The following is a 17,136-nucleotide window of genomic DNA, read 5'->3' as shown; positions in this document are numbered from 1 at the left end:
TTGGAGAAGGCGACCTTTCTCCGGCTTAGGATCTGTCAGGTTCCAAATCGAAATGCCGACTAACCGTAGGATCGCGTAAGTTACGCCTCCCGTCACTGCAGGCATTTTATAATGGCATCGTCTGCTTAACGCGTTTCGATGGCGGTGGGGGATGAACTCGGGAGGCAATTCGACACATCTGTCCGTTCTAGAGACGGTCGAGGCGCACTTCCCCGACCAGAAGAGGCTGGTGCAGCGGCTTTTTTATGTGAACGAGGCCTTCCACAGCATGTGCGAAGACCTCGCGGCCGCGATTGACGCCCTGGCGCATGTCGAACGCTTACCGGACAACCTGCGAGAGATGCGGCGGCAAGAATATGCCGCCCTGGTCGACGCCCTGTTGAAGGAAATGAGAGAGGCGCTCGCCCAGTCGAAAATCGTGATGCTCAAGCCACCGGACGCACGACCAAAGTCACCATGAGGCAAGCATCAAAGCAATTGGTTCTGATCCAGAGGAGGTCAATGCGCAATGAAAGCAATTTCTCGCAGGCTGCTCGCCGGACTGTCAGCCTTCACAATCATATCATTGCAGCCGGCGCTCGCCGTGCGCGCCCAGGAGCCGGCGGCGGCTGCAGCTGCCGCTACGGCGAATGCGGACCAGACCGATACAACGATACTTTCCGACGATGATCTAGAGATTCTGGTCGCGCGGATCGCGCTTTACCCGGACGATCTGGTTGCGGCGATCTCGGCTGCTTCCCTTTTTCCGCTACAGATCGTCGAGGCCCAGCGTTATCTCGAGGCGAAGAAGAAGGACAGCAAGCTCAAGCCGAAAAGTGACTGGGACGGCAGTGTCATCTCGCTTCTGAACTATCCCGATGTCGTCAAGATGATGAGTGAGGATCTCGATTGGACACAGTCGCTTGCCGACGCACTCACCAATCAGCAAAAGGACGTGCTTATCGCCATTCAGCAACTCCGAGACGAGGCGGTGGCGAAAAACATCATCAAGACGGACGACAAGGTGACTGTTGTCAACGAGAACGACAATATTATCATTCGTCCGACCAATCCCGAAAAGATCTACATCCCGCAATATGCGCCTGAGATGCTCTACGAGCCGAACTATGCGCCTGCCCCGATCTCCTACTATCCCGATTCCTACGACAATTATTACTATCCAGGGGCCGGATTCTTCGCTGCGGCCGTCACGGGAGTCGCCTGGGCAGCGGCCGTCAACTGGAACAATTGGGGCGTATGGGGCGGCAATTGGCGCGGAGACGTTGATGTCGACTGCAACAATTGCTTCAACAACCGCAACTTCAACGGCAAGGTCAAGTGGAACGACATCGACTGGAAGAACGTCGATCGGAGCAAGCTTTCGATCGGTCGCGATCAACTCGCCAACATTGACCGCTCGGCAGTCAGAAACGGGCTTCAGGGCGACAATCGTAACCAGCTGAGTAACAGAGCCAACGAACTGCGGGCGAACCGCGGCACGGGGGCGGGGAACGTCCGAGGCCGTGCCGACGATATCAGGCGGAATACATCCCAGGGCCTGAGAGCGAATGCGTCAAACAGGCCAGGAGCAGGAGATGGGATCAACCGAGCGAATGCGTCGCGACCTGAGGCCCGCGGCAACAGGTCTGGTAACCGCGCCGCTGCGAGACCGGCCAACCGCGCGGGAAATGTCGCCGCAGCGAGAGGGAACAAATCCAGGATGGCGGCGCGCCCCGACAACCGGGGCCGAACGAGTGCGCTTGGAAACTTCCAATCCGGCGGCCGCCGCGAAGCTATAGCCTCGAGGCGGGGTGGGCAAAGCATGGGTGGCGGATTCCGCGGCGGCGGTCGCTCCATGTCGCGTCCGGCTCATCGTCCTCAGATGAGTCGTGGTGGCGGAGGTCGCGGCGGTGGTGGCTTCCGCGGTGGTGGAGGTCGTGGCGGCGGCGGTCGTCGGCGGTAAGTGTTTTCCCTTCCAGATTATCGGAGTTACATCATGAGACTTCAATCTACGGTGCTCCCACTCATGCTCGCCACCGCACTCTGCGTGGCTTCCGCGACCCCGTCGTTCTCCCAGGGCAAGACCGATCTTGCTGAATTCGTGGGAACAAGCCCGCCGCCGTCGTTCGACACGCCCGAGCAGGCGGTCGATCGGCTGAAGTCGGTGCTCTCCTCGGACGACATCGGCGGACTTGCAAATCTTCTCGGCTTGAAGGCCGACAAACTACAGGCGAGCGATGATGCGATGATCGCCTATCACCTGATCCGCGAGGGAGCCACACGGCAGGTCGTCCTGCAGGATTTGGGGGACCGGAAAGTCGTTGCCATCGGAGATAAGCTCTGGCCCCTGCCTTTCCCGCTTGCCAAGAGCAAGGACGGAAAATGGTCATTCGACACACGCGATGGCCTGCAGGAAATCGTCAACCGTCGGATCGGCGAGAACGAGCTCGCAACCATTCAGACCATGCGGGACTATGTCGTCGCCCAACACCAGTACGCGTCCGAGGATCCTGACGGCGATGGCATCTATGAGTATGCCCAGAAGCTGATCAGCACGCCCGGCAAGCGGGACGGCTTGTACTGGGAACCCGGCCCCGACGGCGACGACAGCCCGGCGAGCGCCCTGATCGAGACGGCGGCCTTCGGCACGGCCAAGCGAGGCGGCGGATATTACGGATACCGCTATCGCATCCTGACGGGACAGGGAGCCAATGTGCTTGGTGGCAAGCAGAGTTATATCGTCAATGGACATATGACGGCCGGCTTTGCCCTGATTGCCTGGCCGGTCACATATCGGGTGACCGGTGTGCAGACCTTTATCGTCAACGGCGTGAGCCCCATCTACCAACGCGATCTTGGGCCGCAGACCACAGAGCGAGCAGCAGCGATAAAGGAGTTCAATCCCGACTCCAACTGGACCATTGTTCAGGACTAGCATGGACCGCCGATGTCGTGCCTCAGGAACGTCATCGGCGGGACCGTCGTACTTTGCCAAGGCAGTGCGGGATTCGATCGTCAGCTATATAAATCGTCCGCCGGCTAGGGCGGACGCGTGACATCTTGATTGTGTTTGAATGATCACTCGACGGGTGGTTCCCACGTCAGGAAAAACCCGACATCTCCCGGCATGCCTTCCGGGAAATTGATGATCGTGGCTTTCAGTCCGTAGCCCTGAGGTTTGGCCACCTCTTCAAAAAGTTCAAACAGTTCCTTTGCCTTTCCCTGGAGCGTGTCCGGCCAACCGGGAATGCTATTGTTGATGGCGCGGCCGCTATCAGTGCAGAAGCTCGAAGGGAAGCTGTAGATCATAGCCTCGTACTTTCCGTCGGCAGCGGCCTTCATGACCAGCCGCTTGATAACGGCGCGCTCGGCGTCACCGATATTTTTGCGGAAAAAGTCCTCAACGAATTCCGCGTGCTTCTTTGCCTCGCGCTCCTTGATTCTGTCATTGCGCTCCATCTCGGCAAGTTGAAGCTCAAGGGCACGTTTGCGCAAATCTTCCGCGCTGTTCATTGTCTGGGGTGTGGACGTCTCGGTTGATGTCATCGCCATGGCCTCCAAAATTTAAAACTATGATAGGTCCGATGAGAGGACGGAGGCAGTAAGATACGCCTCCGTAGAGGTAAAATACGGTATATTACTGAAGCTGGCCAATTCTAGTTGGTTGCTTTCGAAGCCTCCGCGATACGCCAGAACGGCCGCTTGACCTCCACCAGCGGTCGCCGCGGATCTCCTGCCTTAAGACGATCACGCAACAGGGCCACCAGATCTTCACGCACTGCCGGATCGGAATTGAAGTAGGCATGTCCGAAAAATCCGGCCTGTCCCTTGTATTCGATGAAGTCGGCAATGCCAGCGATCTGCGAATTCTCCCAGAGTGCATTCGAGCCGTTGATATCAGTCGTCATGTTGGTGCTGGTCAGCCGCCCGAGCCTGACGACGCTGCCAAAGAGAAAGCTCGATAGCGCGATCGCTTTGTCGTTCGGCGAGGAATACACGGTCAGATGTAGAGAACCTGTCGGCGGAAAGGCGCCGGAAGGTTTCGGCCGTGATCCAAAGGGAATATCCGGATCGGAGACGACACCGAACAGTTTGGTCACGGCCACATCCAGGTCGATATCGGGCGCGAAAAGAACGACATTGGCGATCTTGTAGCGCTGCGCCGGCGAGGAGCGGGCGACATAGGCTTCAATACCAAGCTGCTGGATGGCCGAGAGAAGGACATCGGTTCCACGACTGTGGGCGAGAAGATGAACATGCTCCACGCCTGGCGTTTCAGAAATGATGCGGATGGCTTTTTTGATATCCGCTACCGCGAATTCTCCGGACTCCCGGTCGATGTTGTATCCCTGGAAAACGCCACCCGAGCCGCCGGCAGGCCATGTCATGGCAACGCAGACGAAATCCATCGAAAGCGTCTCGCATATCTTGCCGGTCGATTCCGCCGCATCGTTGAAGGTGTTGTTGTAGCCGTGGATGAAAATGACGACTTCCTTGCGTTTCGCCAGGGACAGCCGCCTGCTGATCTCTCCTTTGAGCGCAGCGGCCGCTCTTTCGTGCGCTTTGACAGTCGCCGGCAATCGCTCCGGACCCTTGGCCGTCGCCTGGATGGCGTAGGGCGTCTGCGGGAACGCGCCGATCCTGGTCGTCGCGACAACCTTCAGCGGCGCGTCACTGGTGTCCGCCGGCCGACCTGAGGCCGTTGGGGGAAAGGCAAGCGAGACTGAACCGAAGCTTAGCGCCCGATCTCTGCCTGGACCATAGGAAAGCGCTCGGGCGCTGGAGACAACAGGCGCCCGATCTGTCACGTAGAGGACATCGAAATTTCTGGCTTTCGCTGTTGTCGTGGAGGCGATGGCGGTCTTTGCGCCTGATCCCGCATCCGCCATGCCAGCCGATTTGCCGTTGGCACAGGCCGAGAGAACGACGAGGAAAAGCAGCGTCAGGCAGGCCGTCGCATGTTCGCAAAGGCGTCGCACCCCGTTCCCGGGCCGCGCCGATATCATCGATGAACAAGCGATCTCGATATCCCCTCGCCAAAGGTTCCGTCCCCTCCGCTGTGATCGCGGAGGCTGCAGTTACCCAAACTGCGGCGATCAACCATAGCGCAGAATGGAGCTCATGGCTTCATATATTTCGAATCGCTTTATTACCTGGAGTTGTGCAGATGCGAAATGCCCGCACGTAAGGCCAATATCCAGGAGAAGCTTTCGGACCTAGTGCACTTCCTTCTGTTTCGCGGATGACCCGATGCGCTTCACTTTTTCGCGGAGCCACTGGAAGATCACGTAAAGGATGGGGATCAGGAAGATGCCGACCAACGACGCCCCGACCATGCCGCCGAACACGGCCGTACCGACGCCACGGCGGCTGAGCATGCCCGCGCCTTCGGCAATCACCAGCGGTATGAGTCCCGCGATGAAGGCGAAGCTCGTCATCATCACAGCGCGGAACCGCTCCCTTGCTCCCTCGACCGCGGCCTCGGAAATACTCAGACCGTGCTCGCGACGCATCATGGCGAACTCGACGATCAAGATGCCGTTCTTTGCGGCAAGTGCAATCAGGACCACGAGACCGATCTGGGCATAGATGTTGTTGTCAAGGCCCGCGAGCTTCAACGCCAGCATGGCGCCTGCAATACCCGCCGAAACCGAGAGCAGCACTGCTACCGGGATCGTCCAGCTTTCATAGAGCCCCACCAGGAAGAGATAGGCGAATAGGACTGCAAGGCCGAGGATGATCGCCGTTTTGCCGCTCGCTTCGATTTCCTGAAGTGCCGTGCCCGTCCATTCGTAGCTGTAGCCCGGCGGAAGCGTCTTGGCGGAGACCTGCTCCATTGCGGCAATCGCCTCGCCGGAGCTGCGGCCAGGCGCCGGGCCGCCGTTGATCGTGGCGCTGGCGTAGTTGTTGTAGCGCACGATGAGCTGTGGCCCAAGGATCAGACGAGCGTTGGCAAAGGCCTTTATGGGCACCATATCACCGTTGCTGTTACGGACGTTGATACGGTAGATGTCGTCTATTCGCGCCCGGTTGCTGGCCTCGCCCTGAACGGTGACCTGCCATGTACGGCCGAACAGGTTGAAGTCGTTGACATAGATACTGCCGAGGATCGCCTGGAGCGCGTTGAAGACGTCGGAAACCTGAATGCCCAACGTCTGCACCTTTTCGCGGTCGATATCGAGGTAGAGCTGCGGCGTGTTGGCGCTGAAGGTCGTGTAGACACGGTTGAGAACCGGGTTCTGGTTGGCCGCGAAAACGAGGCCGCGCGCAGCTTGTGCAACCTCAGCCGGATTGCTGCCAGTAAGGCTCAAAAGCTGGTATTCGAAGCCGCTTCCGGTTCCGAGCCCGATAATCGGCGGCAAATTGTAGACGATGACGTTGGCTTCGGAGAGAGATCGAAACTCGTCGCCAAGCTTGGAGATCAGGCCATCCACTGAGAGCTCGGGTTTGGTTCGATCGGCGAAGGGCTTGAGCGTCAGCACCATCATGGCGGCATTCGACTTTACCTGTGCATCGAGCAGACTGTAGCCGACGACCGACATGACGCCCTGAACACCTTCTGTCTTGCGCACGATGTCCTCGACCTTCTTGGTGACGGCATCCGTGCGGTTGACCGACGCACCTTCCGGCAGAATGATTTCGCCAAAGATGGCGCCCTGATCCTCGGATGGAAGGAAGCCAGTCGGGGTTGTCTTGAACAACCAACCGGTAGCAACGACAATTACGGCCAACAGGACCAGACCAAAGACGGCAATTCGCACCAGCCTGTGGACAATCGAGGCATAGCCATCGCGTGCGAGGTCGATGCCTTTCAACACATAGCGGATCGGGCCGCGCTTCGGGCCGTGGTGCGCCTTGAGCAACACGGCGCAAAGGGCGGGCGATAGACTGAGGGCGTTGATCGCCGAAATGACCATCGACACCGAGACTGCAACGGCAAACTGGCGGAAGAGCTCGCCGGAGATGCCGGGAATGAAGGCGACCGGGACGAACACGGAGAGCAGAACGAGCGTGATCGCGATAATCGGAGCCGTGATCTCGGTCATGGCGCGTCGCGCCGCTTCTGCCGGCGTGATGGTCGGATCCTTCTCGAGATGAGCCTCGACCGCCTCGACCACGACGATGGCGTCGTCGACCACGATCCCGATGGCGAGCACGAGGGCGAGCAGCGAGACGGTATTGGCTGAAAAGCCCAATCCCATCATGACGGCGAACGTACCGATCAGCGATACCGGCACGGCGATCAGCGGAATGAGCGTCGCCCGGACACTGCCGAGGAAGAGATAGACGACGATCACGACGAGGACGAAGGCCTCGATCAGGGTCTTGACCACCTCATGGATGCTTTCCTCGACGAACTTCGTCGTGTCGTAAGTGATCGCGTAGCTGACCCCGTCGGGGAACGATGGCTTCAGCCTCTCAAGGAGCTGGCGGATCGCCTCGGCCGTCGCAATGGCGTTGCCGCCAGGCGCCTGGTAGATACCGATGACGGCTGCCGAAGCGCCGTCCTGTCGACCGATCTGATCTGCGGCCTTCGGCCCGAGTTCGACGCGCGCCACGTCTCTTACCCGCACGAACGAGCCATCCGGCTGCGCCCTGATCACGACCGCGCCGAATTCCTCGGCGGACGTCAGGCGGCCCTTGGTCTGGATCGTGAGCTGGAATTGCTGGTCCGGCAGAGCCGGCTGCGCACCGATGCGGCCGATCGCCGCCTGGATGTTCTGGCTCTTCAGCGCGGCCACGACGTCATTCGGCGTCATGCCGAAATTCGCAAGGCGTTCCGGCGTGACCCAGACACGCATGCTGTAATCCCATGGCGTCAGCAACGTCACATCGCCGACGCCCTTGATCCGCTTCAGGCCGTCGATGATGTTGATCGTCGCGTAATTCGACAGAAAGAGCTGGTCGTGCTCCGGCTTGGTGGATGTCAGCGCAATGAGCTGCATCAGCGCCGAAGACTTCTTCTTGACGTTGATGCCCTGAGCGCGGGCTTCCTGGGGCAGTTGTGCTTCTGCCAGACTGACGCGGTTCTGGACGTTGACGGTGTTGATGTCAGGGTCGGTTCCGACGGCGAAGCTGACCGTCAGCGTATAGCTGCCGTCATTGCCGCTCGTCGACTTCATATAGATCATGTTGTCGACGCCGACGACGCGCGACTCGATCGGCTGCGCGACGGTTTCCTGCACCACATCAGCGCTCGCGCCGGGATAGGTGACCGTCACTGATACCTGGGGCGGTACGATGTCCGGGAATTGGGCAATCGGAATGACCTTGAGCGCCACAAGGCCTGCGATCGTTATGACAAGCGAGATGACAACGGCCAATCGCGGCCGATCGATGAAGACTTCTGAGAGCATTGCTTAGGACCCTGATTTGGCGACGACGGGCTCGACAGCCTGCCCCGGGCGAACCTTCTGTATGCCTTCTGTTACGACCATCTCCCCGGCAGACAGCCCCTTGGTGATGGAGACGTCACTGCCTTCCATCTGCCCCGGCTGGAGGTACCGCACCTCGATCTTCTTGTCCTTGTTGACGACAAGCACGTAGGGGCCTGCCTGGTCGATCTGTATGGCCGACTGCGGGATCACCAGAGCGGACTGCGCCTGATCACCCTTGACCGTGACGTTGACAAGCTGACCATCGACAAGCACTCGGTCCGGATTGGCGAAGCTTGCTCGCACAACCACCGTGTCCGTTCCCTGATTGACGCTCACGTCGACGAAGTCGATCTTCCCACCCTGGGGATAGGTCGTGCCGTCGGCAAGCTGCACATTCACCAGCGCGTCAGCGGCTGCTCCCTTGTATTTCTCGCGTATCCCCAGCATCTCACGCTGTGAAACCGTGAAATTCACGTAGATTGGGTCCTGGCTGACGATCGTTGCGAGTACATTGCTCGAAGGCCCGATGAAGTTTCCGACCGAATATGCAGCACGGCCGATCCGCCCAGCAATCGGCGCCGAAATATCCGTGTAACCGAGATTGAGTTCGGCCTGCGCCAAGGCGGCTCGCAATTGTTCGGCGGTTCCCGCGGATCCCTGCTTCTTGGCGTTCGCCAGATCGAGTGCCTGCTGGGTCCCCGCATTCTTGGCGACAAGATCGGACTGCCGCTTGACCTCGATATCCGCGAGCGAGACCGATGCCTCAGCCGCCTCGAGATTTCCCTGGGCCTGCTCTACGGCCGCCTGAAATTGCCCCTTTTCCATCGAGAAGAGCAGATCGCCAGGCTTTACATCCTGTCCTTCCTTAAAGAGCGTCTTTTCGAGAAATCCGTCAACGCGCGCCCTGAGGTCGACCTTGTCGACAGCGACCACCCGTCCGGTGAACGAGGACGAAGGCCGGATATCCTTCTCGGTTACCAGCGCGACGGTGACAGTGGGCGGCGGTGGCGGTGCGGCGGTTGTTGCCGCTTCCTGGCAGAATGCGCTGGGGGCCAACATGACGGCGGCGGCCGCTGCGACGACAGACGATAGGCTGACGAGAACTCGCATGACTTCCCCCTCGGATAAGCCCGCATGTATGTGTTACCTTATATAACAAAGAGCCGAAACAAGGCCGTCCGCAAGTATGTTACGGTAACAAACGGCGTAAATTAATGTTCGGGAGACAGCGCCGCTCGCCGGGGAGCAATCAAAGGCGAGCTAGTGTCGGGATCAGCTCCCGAAGGCGGCGGGAACAGATTGCAGCTCAGCGAACGGTCGTGCTCATTGGCTCAACGTCGAGCCAAAGTCTCGACCCATTGCGCGCCGACCCAGGTGCCGGAAGCGACCAGACTACTAATGACATCACGCAGGAGTTCGAAGACCTCGCGCGCAAGAGGAGCCATCATGGCGTCCTGGGTCGTTCCAATCGCGATGGTCGAGATCAGTGGTGGCCGGTCGATCCGGCGTGCGTCGATTTCGCCGCTGGCGACCTCCGCGGCGACCGCGGCATAAGTCAGGATCGTTGAACCGAAGCCGCGTTTGACCAGCACCTTGGTCATGGCGACGCTGTCGACTTCCTGGACGAGCGTGAGCCTGACGCCGCGCCGCGCGGCCTCCTGCTCGATGAAGCGGCGATTGCTGTGGGGCAGGCTCGGCAGGATCAGCGGCGTCTCCGCAATCTCGCGCCATCGGATCGTCCCCAACTCGTCGCGAGGCCCACCTTTTCCGGGCCCGGCCACCACCATGTTTTCATTTATGACCGTATGGAGATTAAGGCCCGGCAGCATTGTCGGATTATGAAGTACCGCAATATCCAGGCGGCGACCGAGAAGCCACTCTTCGAGCGAAGAGCTGACGCCTTCCTTCAGATGAAGGGTCGCATGCGGCCAGCGTGCACGGAACCTTGAAACGATCTCCGGCGCGATCAACAGGCCGGCTGCAGGCGGCAGGCCGAGAACGACATGTCCGACCATAGCCTCCGATGCGTCCCGGATATGATCGGGAAGCTGCCGCAAGTGGCCCAGGATGGATTCGGCGCGTTCGAGCAACAGTGTACCGGCCGCGGTTGGGCGGACCCCACGCCCGTGGCGCAGCAGCAGCGCGGTGCCAAGCTCTTCCTCGAGCTTCTGCATCTGCCGGCTTAGGGCGGGCTGCGCGACGTTCAACTCCATCGAAGCCCGGCTAAAACTTCCTGCCCGCACCACTTGCACGAAATATCGCAACTCGCGAATATCGATCATGTTCCCTCGCGAATGCTCAGTCGCCGCATTGTATAAAGGCTGCAAGGCCACAACGACAACAGTCTAGGTCAGGAGCATTCGTCCGGTCTTCATTTCAAAGGTCGTCTATAGCCTCTGTACAGGTTAGTTACCTCAGCGCTCCATTGCCCGCATGCCAGAAGCCTGTTTTCCATGAGGTAGGTGAGCGGGATGCCGCCTTCTATCAGCGCCCAGATATCGGAGCCGTTCGTCGCTTCGACGCTCGATCGCAACAGCGTGTAGCCCGACACCTCTTCCACTTCGGCAACAAGCCCTGCGATCGCTGCCGAAAGCATGGTTTCGTCTTTTGCCCCCAGCGCCGGAAAGCGTGCGACGATCAGATGGTCGACGTTGGCGGCATCAGGCATGTTCTTCTGTGCCGAGGTCAGAATATCGCCTCTGACCTGCCCTCGGCCCGGTCCCTCACATTTGGCAAGCATACGACGGCTCCATGGCGTGGAATTCGCGCCGGATACAGCCTTGTACTCCGCAGATTCCAGGGCAGCGAGTGAAGCAAGCTCGTAGCGTGCGAGCCAGCGCGGGGCGCCGGCAATGCACTCCCAGCGGGAGGCACGCAAGAATCCCGGCAAGCCGAGCCGCTGCGGCACGTGTTCGGTGTCATACCAGTCGTGGAACTCCTCCTCATATTGAGAAGGAGGTTCCATCATGGCAAGCATCACGGCGGTCGGACTTGCCTCAGTCACGCTGCTTTGTTCCCTGCAAAGAAGCCTGGATGAGAGTGAGTAAACCGCTCACCACGCACAGGAGGGCGAGGAACCCGAGGCCGGCGGAATAGCTGTTGCTAACGGTCTTCAGCCAGCCGACCACGTACGGCCCGACAAAACCGGCAAGGCCGGCAAGCGAGGTAATGACCGCGATGCCTGCCGCTGCCAGGCTGGGCGGCAACCGCTCAGTCGCCAGCGCAAAGAACGGACCCTTGACGCCGTAAAGGCCAAGCGCCGAGACGGAAAGAAAGGCCACGGTCAAGGCAGGCGATACCGTCAACAGGCAAAGGCCAAGACCAAGCGCCGAGACGAAGGAGGCAATGGCCGTATGCCACACACGTTCCTTGCGGATATCGGAACTCCAACCCCAAACGATGGTGGCAACGCAGCCAAAAGCAAACGGCACGGCGCCCATAAGCCCGGTTTCGAACGTGGTGAGCCCGAGGCCCTTCAGGATCAGCGGTAGCCATAGGCTCAACCCGTAGCTGCCGGCGGTTACGCCGAAAAAGATGGCGCCGTAGCAGAGCAGATTGACGTCCTTCAGCAGCTGCCATTTGGAAATCTTCACGCCGGGCTGCACCTGCACTTTTTCCTGTGCAAGTCGGTTTTGCAGCCAGACCTGCTGTTCCCTGGAGAGCCAGGGTGCATTTGCCGGCGTATCGGACAGCAGCCGGTAGCACATCAGGCCGATCACGATCGCGGGAACGCTTTCGATAAGATACATCCACTGCCAGCCGCGAAGACCGAGGGCGCCATCAAGCGCCAGCAGCCAACTCGAGACCGGAGCTCCGATGAAGCCGGAAAGCGGAATGGCCATCATGAAAAGCGCCATGTCCTGCGCCTTGTAACGCTTGGGAAACCAAAGCGACATGAAATAGATGACACCCGGGAAGAGACCGGCCTCGGCAGCGCCGAGGAGGAAGCGAACGATCTCAAAACTGACCGGACCGCGTATCGCCACCATGGCCATGGAAACGAGCCCGATCGTGATCAGGATACGGCTCACCCAAATGCGCGCGCCCACCTTCTCAAGCACCAGGTTGCTCGGCAATTCGAAAAGGAAATAACCCCAGAAGAAGACACCCGCGCCGAGAGCGAAATCTGTCGGCGACAGACCAAGATCGCTATTCGCCGTCAGGGCCGCAAAGCCCACATTGACGCGATCGAGATAGGCGACGAGAAAGCCGAGCACGAGAACGGGCAGGAAGCGCCGGCGAACGAGACGCATTGTCGATGCCTCCAGCGCATCGTCTGCAGTGCTTATGAGGGGTGGTGCTACCGGCTTGCCGACAGGAGTATCAGTCATATTTCCTCTCCCAGGTATTTGATCGAAGTTCGCTGGACAGCGTCATTCATCGAAATCATGTGGTTGGCCGTCCGGCACGCCTATCTCGAAGGCGTTCAGCGTCATCGCTACGAAGGTGTAGTATCCGATTATCCCGACGAGCTCCGCCAATCCCCGCTCGCCGAAGAGTTCGAGTGCGGCTGCGTGAAGGGTGTCCGACACGAAATGGGTGTCATGGAGCGCATAGGCGTAGTCGTAGACGAGCTGGTCACGTGCGGAAGCGAAGAACGGCGTCTGACGCAGGCGGATCGCCTCGACGATGAATTCCTCGAGCCCCGCTTCCAGCGCCTTGATCTTGTGCGCATTCCATTCGTAGCGCGAGCTCCAGAACCGGGCCGTAACGAGGATGGCGAGCTCGGAAAGACGTGGTTCCAGGCTCGTGTCATATCGAACGAATTCGCCGAGACGCTGCGCCCTGGCGCCCATTTCCGGACTATGCAGCCAGGCACGCAGCGGCGCGGGCAGATGCCCACGCTTTCCGCCGATTGCCTCTTCGGCGACAAGGCGCTGCTCGTCCGTCATGTCTTCGGGCTTCAAATCTTTCAGGCGCATGTCATCCTCCATTATCGGACGCAACCGCGTCGTCGCATCGGCGCTCGCCGCCGTCATCAGGGTCCGGTTGATCGAGCAGGACCGTCAGGAGCCTGTTGAACTCCTCGGACCTCTCGACGTTGGGCAGATGCCCCGCTTGCGCAATTTCATGAAACTCTGCCGGCGCCACGCGCTGTGCCATGAGCCGCATGGTTTCGGGGATGTTGGCGTCGCTTTCGCCGGCGAGCATCAGGGTCGAACATGTGATCCGACCGAGATCCTCCTGAAAATCATAGGATTGGAGCGCTCGCGCGCAACGCACGAAGCCCGGGAGCGGCGTTGCCGCAACCATAGCTTCGATTTTCGCTATCGCGGGCATCTGATTGGCCTGCGAATTTTGCGTGAACCAGCGCGCAACGGTTGCCTTTGCCAGCGCTGCCATGCCGCTCGCTTCGGCCATATCGATCCGCTCCTGCCACCGTGCAGCCCCAGCGACCGGCGACGAGGCCTGGCAATCGCAAATCGCAAGACTGTTGACCCGCTCCGGATAGCGCGCTGCAAATCGAAGCGCGGTAACGCCGCCCATCGAGATACCGACAAGCGCAGCATGATCTATGCCGATCTCATCGAACAGGGCGATGGTATCGTCGACCAGTTGGTCGAAAGTGCAGTCGGCAGACGGGACCGACGTTCCGCCATGTCCTCGCTGGTCGTAGCGCAGGATGCGAAACCGGTCGGAAAAGGCCGCAACCTGGGCATCCCACAAGCTCAGGTCGGTCATCAGAGAATTGCTGAAGACGAGCCATGGCCCGGCCTCACTGCCTTCGATACGGCAGCGAAAGCGAATGCCGTTTACTGTGATGAAGCGGTCGGCGATTTGGTCGATTGAAGAACTCGTAATGCTCATTCCGGATTGCCGCCTGTCGGGCTACGTTGCAGTCCACCGGCCGGACTTTCTTCAAGAGAGGCGAGAAAGCGTCGCGTCTCCGCGACGAGCTCGCCTGGTGCCTGCACCGGCATCAGATGGCCGCTTAAGACCTCCGCGAATTCGCCACGGGGCAATCGGTTGCAGATATCGAGCATCTCCGATTTGGGCCGCAGCACATCGTGAGCCCCGGCCAGTACGAGACATGGTGCCGTGATCCGATCCAGCTGACTTGTCAGCTTCGCCTCGGTGAGGGCTCGGTTGGCGTGACCATAGGCAACAGGATCATTGGCGAGAAAGCGAGCCAGATAGGTCTGGTAAGCCTTTTCGTCCTCTCTGAAAGACTGAGGATAGGACCGCTCCAGAGTCGCATCCGCGATCGCGCGCATGCCCTTTTCTTCCGCCATTGCCGAGCGCTGCATGAGATAGACTTGTCGCTCTGGCACGGTCCCAAGCGCCGGAGAACAAAGGATCAGAGCCTCGACCAGATCAGGATTTGCAATTGCCAGCGACGCGGCAATCGCCGCGCCGGCGGCGACGCCCAATAGTCGATAGGGCGGCTTGAGACCAAGCACATCCGTCAATGCCAGGAGATCGGCGACATGATCCGTCAACGTGAAGGAAGCACGCGGCTTTTCGGAGAAACCGGCGCCCCGCTGATCGTAGCGAAGGATGCGATTGCCATCCTCCAGTCCGTCGATGCACGCGTCAAAGCTCTCGAGGCTTCCCCCGAGCTCGTGCAGGAGTATCAGGCTGTTCGGCCCCTGGCCGGACAATTCATATCGGATGGAAATTCCAGGCAAATCCGCCCAAGTCATTTGGCTCTCTTCACCACGAACAGAATTGTCCTCGGTGGCGCGCCGTTGACGGCCACTGGTGTAAGACCAATCCTCGTTCGAGTTATTTAGACAATTCAACAACATCGAGTGCGACCAATAAACGAAGTCACTGCCTGCAACCAGAACCTTTGGTTGATCGCCGCCTATGCCGCCCCGGCATATCTCGTCCTGACAAATGCGAATTGCGATACTGATCGCGGTTCATGGCGCGCTCAACATTCTGACCTTGGCTAAATCCTGGGCGCGATTTCGCGCGGCAGTCCGGTCCCTCAGAGAGGTGAATTGTTAGGCCCTGAAAGGGTTCCGTCTTTCAGGGTCCAAAGCCTTTTCGTTAGCGGCAGATCAGTTGCGCTATTTCGTCATCAATCTGGATGCCTTCAGCCAGAGCTTCCCTCCGACTGCCCTGACCGCGCCGACCGGGAAGCCGCACATTGGGATCGGCGGTCATCGTGGCCGCAAGCAGCGCAAGGCGGGAAGCGGTGCCGCTGCCGCCGGTTGCCTCGGGGTCGATCGCGATAATCATCTGCCCGAGTGCCGGCGGGTCGCCACGGTCGTCGAACAACGAAGTGGCCTCGAAGGAGTAGTTGGCTCCGGTCAGGCCGGCGGCGAGGATCTCGACCATCAGGGCCAATGCAGCGCCCTTGGCCTCCCCAAGCGGCATCATCGTGCCCTTGAGCGCCTCGCCCGGATCCGTCGTCGGCTCGCCGAAGGGATCGAGAGCCCAATCGCCGGGTATCTCCGTGCCCTTCTGATGGGCCGCCATGATCTTGCCCCGTGCAACCTTCGACATGGCAAGATCGATGACGATCGGGTCGGCGTCCGGCAGGGGCGCAGCAAAGGCGATCGGATTGGTGCCGTAGACTGCGGTCTTTCCGCCCCAAGGTGCCATTGCTGCAGGCGCATTGGCAAACATCAGGGCAACGAGGCCGCGCTCGGCGAAGCGCTCGACCGTCAGCCCCATCACGCCGGCATGATGCGAGCGATGGATGGCGGCGATTGCAATGCCGGATTTCGAGGCGAGGGCCGGAAGTTCGCGGACGGCAAGGTCGAGGGCCGGATAGGCAAAACCGTAGCCGGCATCGACCCGGAGTACGGCCGGCGCATTCAATGACAGGGCGGGTACGGCAAAGCCGTCGACCTTGCCTGCCCTGGCCTGAGAGGCGTAGGCCTCAATGCGGCGTAGGCCATGGCCGCCTTGCCCCGCGGCTTCGGCGGCAACGAGAGCCGTGGCTACCGACCTGGCATTCTCTGGGCTTACCTTGTTGCGTTCGAACATCTGCGCAACGAGACGCTCGGCTTCGGAGATGGACAGCAGCATGTGATTAACTCCCGGCGAGGGCTTGCGGAATTGCCGGCAGCGCCAGCGAGGCACCGGAGGCACAAAGCAATAGGAAGACGATCAGCCTCAGCACTCTCGGCGACAGCGGCAGGGGCAAGCGCCGCGCCATCTGCGTGCCGGCGGCGACGGTAGCGACGGCCAGAAAGGCGGGCCAGTAGACCGGCTTGGGAAAGGTGCCGTCGGCGATGACCACCAGCAGGCGGATCAGGGCGTTGATGGCAAAGATCGCCACGAGTGTTTCGCGAATGGCCGCGATCGGCAGGGGCTGCCGATAGAAATGATAGACGAGCGGCGGCCCGCTGGTCGAGAACAGGCCGCTCATGATGCCGGAAAAGGCTCCGAAAAAGACGAAGGAGGATTTCGTCGCCTCTTTCTCCTCCTTCTTCGGCGGCATGACCAGTTGCAGGGCCGAGATGATGATCACCGCACCAAGGATGATGCGGAGATAGACGAGGCCGTTGGTGGCGAGATGGTCGAGCAGGAAATAGCCGCCGACCAATGTCGGCAGGCTGGCGAAGAGCACGAGTACCAGTTCGGCGCGCAGCACGTCGCGCCAGCCCTTCGTCATCATGATGGTGGCGTTGACCAGCGTCAGCACGCCGGTCACGACCGCGGCATCGCGCAGCGGCATGACGGCAGTGAGGCCGACCCCACCCATAAGCAACAGCCCGAAGGCAAAGCCGGTCAAGGTCTGCACATAGGCGGCAACGCCCGCCATCAGCACGAAGCTGATAATCTCCGACGATGTCATGTTGCAGCCGACCGATACGAACCG

The 17,136-nt window shown here is 60.1% G+C and carries 15 protein-coding genes; 3 read left to right on the top strand and 12 right to left on the bottom strand.

The features are described from left to right. Positions 1-151: 151 nt before the first annotated feature. From DTW90_RS20350 to DTW90_RS20340, 3 genes are read left to right on the top strand one after another with little or no spacing between them, the layout of a single operon-like run. Positions 152-460 carry a hypothetical protein gene (locus DTW90_RS20350; RefSeq protein ID WP_132523603.1) on the top strand — a complete coding sequence of 103 codons (309 nt, stop codon included), beginning with the start codon at positions 152-154 and terminating at the stop codon, positions 458-460. A 48-nt stretch (positions 461-508) separates the two neighbouring features. After that, positions 509-1,942: a DUF3300 domain-containing protein gene (locus DTW90_RS20345; protein ID WP_149340543.1), complete on the top strand. Its 1,434-nt coding sequence runs from the start codon at positions 509-511 to the stop codon at positions 1,940-1,942. Between the two features lie 33 nt (positions 1,943-1,975). Next, on the top strand, positions 1,976-2,914 hold the full coding sequence (locus DTW90_RS20340; protein WP_132523605.1) for a DUF2950 family protein: 939 nt from the start codon (positions 1,976-1,978) through the stop codon (positions 2,912-2,914). Positions 2,915-3,057: 143 nt separating this feature from the next. On the opposite strand, the gene DTW90_RS20335 is transcribed toward DTW90_RS20340, so the two are convergent. The 12 genes from DTW90_RS20335 to DTW90_RS20280 all read right to left on the bottom strand — a co-directional run bounded on the left by DTW90_RS20335 (position 3,058) and on the right by DTW90_RS20280 (position 17,112). Further along, the gene (locus DTW90_RS20335; RefSeq protein WP_188080004.1) at positions 3,058-3,492 is read right to left on the bottom strand and encodes a hypothetical protein; all 435 of its coding nucleotides are present in this window, start codon (positions 3,490-3,492) and stop codon (positions 3,058-3,060) included. A gap of 143 nt (positions 3,493-3,635) precedes the next feature. Continuing rightward, the gene (locus DTW90_RS20330; protein ID WP_246664987.1) at positions 3,636-4,958 is read right to left on the bottom strand and encodes an alpha/beta hydrolase; all 1,323 of its coding nucleotides are present in this window, start codon (positions 4,956-4,958) and stop codon (positions 3,636-3,638) included. Between the two features lie 237 nt (positions 4,959-5,195). Beyond that, complete coding sequence (locus tag DTW90_RS20325) at positions 5,196-8,336, bottom strand: multidrug efflux RND transporter permease subunit (RefSeq protein WP_149340539.1); 3,141 nt, start codon at positions 8,334-8,336, stop codon at positions 5,196-5,198. A 3-nt stretch (positions 8,337-8,339) separates the two neighbouring features. Then, positions 8,340-9,467, bottom strand: coding sequence for an efflux RND transporter periplasmic adaptor subunit (locus tag DTW90_RS20320; RefSeq protein ID WP_132523608.1), 1,128 nt, complete (start codon positions 9,465-9,467; stop codon positions 8,340-8,342). Between the two features lie 221 nt (positions 9,468-9,688). Next, a complete protein-coding gene (locus DTW90_RS20315; protein ID WP_149340538.1) occupies positions 9,689-10,639 on the bottom strand; it encodes a LysR substrate-binding domain-containing protein in 951 nt (316 codons plus the stop codon). Positions 10,640-10,728: 89 nt separating this feature from the next. Continuing rightward, a complete protein-coding gene (locus DTW90_RS20310) occupies positions 10,729-11,361 on the bottom strand; it encodes a DUF4286 family protein (protein ID WP_149340536.1) in 633 nt (210 codons plus the stop codon). Next, entirely contained in the window at positions 11,354-12,688 is a 1,335-nt protein-coding gene (locus DTW90_RS20305) for an MFS transporter (protein ID WP_149340534.1), read from the bottom strand. Before DTW90_RS20305 ends, DTW90_RS20310 begins: the two co-directional genes overlap by 8 nt. A 42-nt stretch (positions 12,689-12,730) precedes the next feature. After that, positions 12,731-13,279, bottom strand: a complete 549-nt coding sequence (locus DTW90_RS20300) for a carboxymuconolactone decarboxylase family protein (RefSeq protein WP_132523612.1) — start codon at positions 13,277-13,279, stop codon at positions 12,731-12,733. Between the two features lies 1 nt (position 13,280). Further along, on the bottom strand, positions 13,281-14,165 hold the full coding sequence (locus DTW90_RS20295) for an alpha/beta fold hydrolase (protein ID WP_149340532.1): 885 nt from the start codon (positions 14,163-14,165) through the stop codon (positions 13,281-13,283). Further along, on the bottom strand, positions 14,162-15,001 hold the full coding sequence (locus DTW90_RS20290) for an alpha/beta hydrolase (RefSeq protein WP_165927840.1): 840 nt from the start codon (positions 14,999-15,001) through the stop codon (positions 14,162-14,164). Before DTW90_RS20290 ends, DTW90_RS20295 begins: the two co-directional genes overlap by 4 nt. 352 nt (positions 15,002-15,353) lie before the next feature. Continuing rightward, on the bottom strand, positions 15,354-16,340 hold the full coding sequence (locus tag DTW90_RS20285; RefSeq protein ID WP_132523615.1) for an Ldh family oxidoreductase: 987 nt from the start codon (positions 16,338-16,340) through the stop codon (positions 15,354-15,356). A 4-nt stretch (positions 16,341-16,344) separates the two neighbouring features. Beyond that, complete coding sequence (locus DTW90_RS20280; protein WP_132523616.1) at positions 16,345-17,112, bottom strand: sulfite exporter TauE/SafE family protein; 768 nt, start codon at positions 17,110-17,112, stop codon at positions 16,345-16,347. Positions 17,113-17,136 lie beyond the last annotated feature (24 nt).

The sequence above is a fragment of the Neorhizobium sp. P12A genome (genome assembly GCF_008365395.1).
GTDB lineage: Bacteria > Pseudomonadota > Alphaproteobacteria > Rhizobiales > Rhizobiaceae > Rhizobium.
Note: the sequence above shows the minus strand (reverse complement) of the source record. Positions and strands in the feature narration are given on the sequence as shown.

What these genes read in the sequence shown, in the direction of transcription:
- DTW90_RS20350 (WP_132523603.1), top strand. Translation starts at nt 152, where the DNA reads ATGAACTCGGGAGGCAATTCGACACATCTGTCCGTTCTAGAGACGGTC.
- DTW90_RS20345 (WP_149340543.1), top strand. Translation starts at nt 509, where the DNA reads ATGAAAGCAATTTCTCGCAGGCTGCTCGCCGGACTGTCAGCCTTCACA.
- DTW90_RS20340 (WP_132523605.1), top strand. Translation starts at nt 1,976, where the DNA reads ATGAGACTTCAATCTACGGTGCTCCCACTCATGCTCGCCACCGCACTC.
- DTW90_RS20335 (WP_188080004.1), bottom strand. Translation starts at nt 3,492, where the DNA reads ATGAACAGCGCGGAAGATTTGCGCAAACGTGCCCTTGAGCTTCAACTT.
- DTW90_RS20325 (WP_149340539.1), bottom strand. Translation starts at nt 8,336, where the DNA reads ATGCTCTCAGAAGTCTTCATCGATCGGCCGCGATTGGCCGTTGTCATC.
- DTW90_RS20320 (WP_132523608.1), bottom strand. Translation starts at nt 9,467, where the DNA reads ATGCGAGTTCTCGTCAGCCTATCGTCTGTCGTCGCAGCGGCCGCCGCC.
- DTW90_RS20315 (WP_149340538.1), bottom strand. Translation starts at nt 10,639, where the DNA reads ATGATCGATATTCGCGAGTTGCGATATTTCGTGCAAGTGGTGCGGGCA.
- DTW90_RS20305 (WP_149340534.1), bottom strand. Translation starts at nt 12,688, where the DNA reads ATGACTGATACTCCTGTCGGCAAGCCGGTAGCACCACCCCTCATAAGC.
- DTW90_RS20300 (WP_132523612.1), bottom strand. Translation starts at nt 13,279, where the DNA reads ATGCGCCTGAAAGATTTGAAGCCCGAAGACATGACGGACGAGCAGCGC.
- DTW90_RS20295 (WP_149340532.1), bottom strand. Translation starts at nt 14,165, where the DNA reads ATGAGCATTACGAGTTCTTCAATCGACCAAATCGCCGACCGCTTCATC.
- DTW90_RS20290 (WP_165927840.1), bottom strand. Translation starts at nt 15,001, where the DNA reads ATGACTTGGGCGGATTTGCCTGGAATTTCCATCCGATATGAATTGTCC.
- DTW90_RS20285 (WP_132523615.1), bottom strand. Translation starts at nt 16,340, where the DNA reads ATGCTGCTGTCCATCTCCGAAGCCGAGCGTCTCGTTGCGCAGATGTTC.
- DTW90_RS20280 (WP_132523616.1), bottom strand. Translation starts at nt 17,112, where the DNA reads ATGACATCGTCGGAGATTATCAGCTTCGTGCTGATGGCGGGCGTTGCC.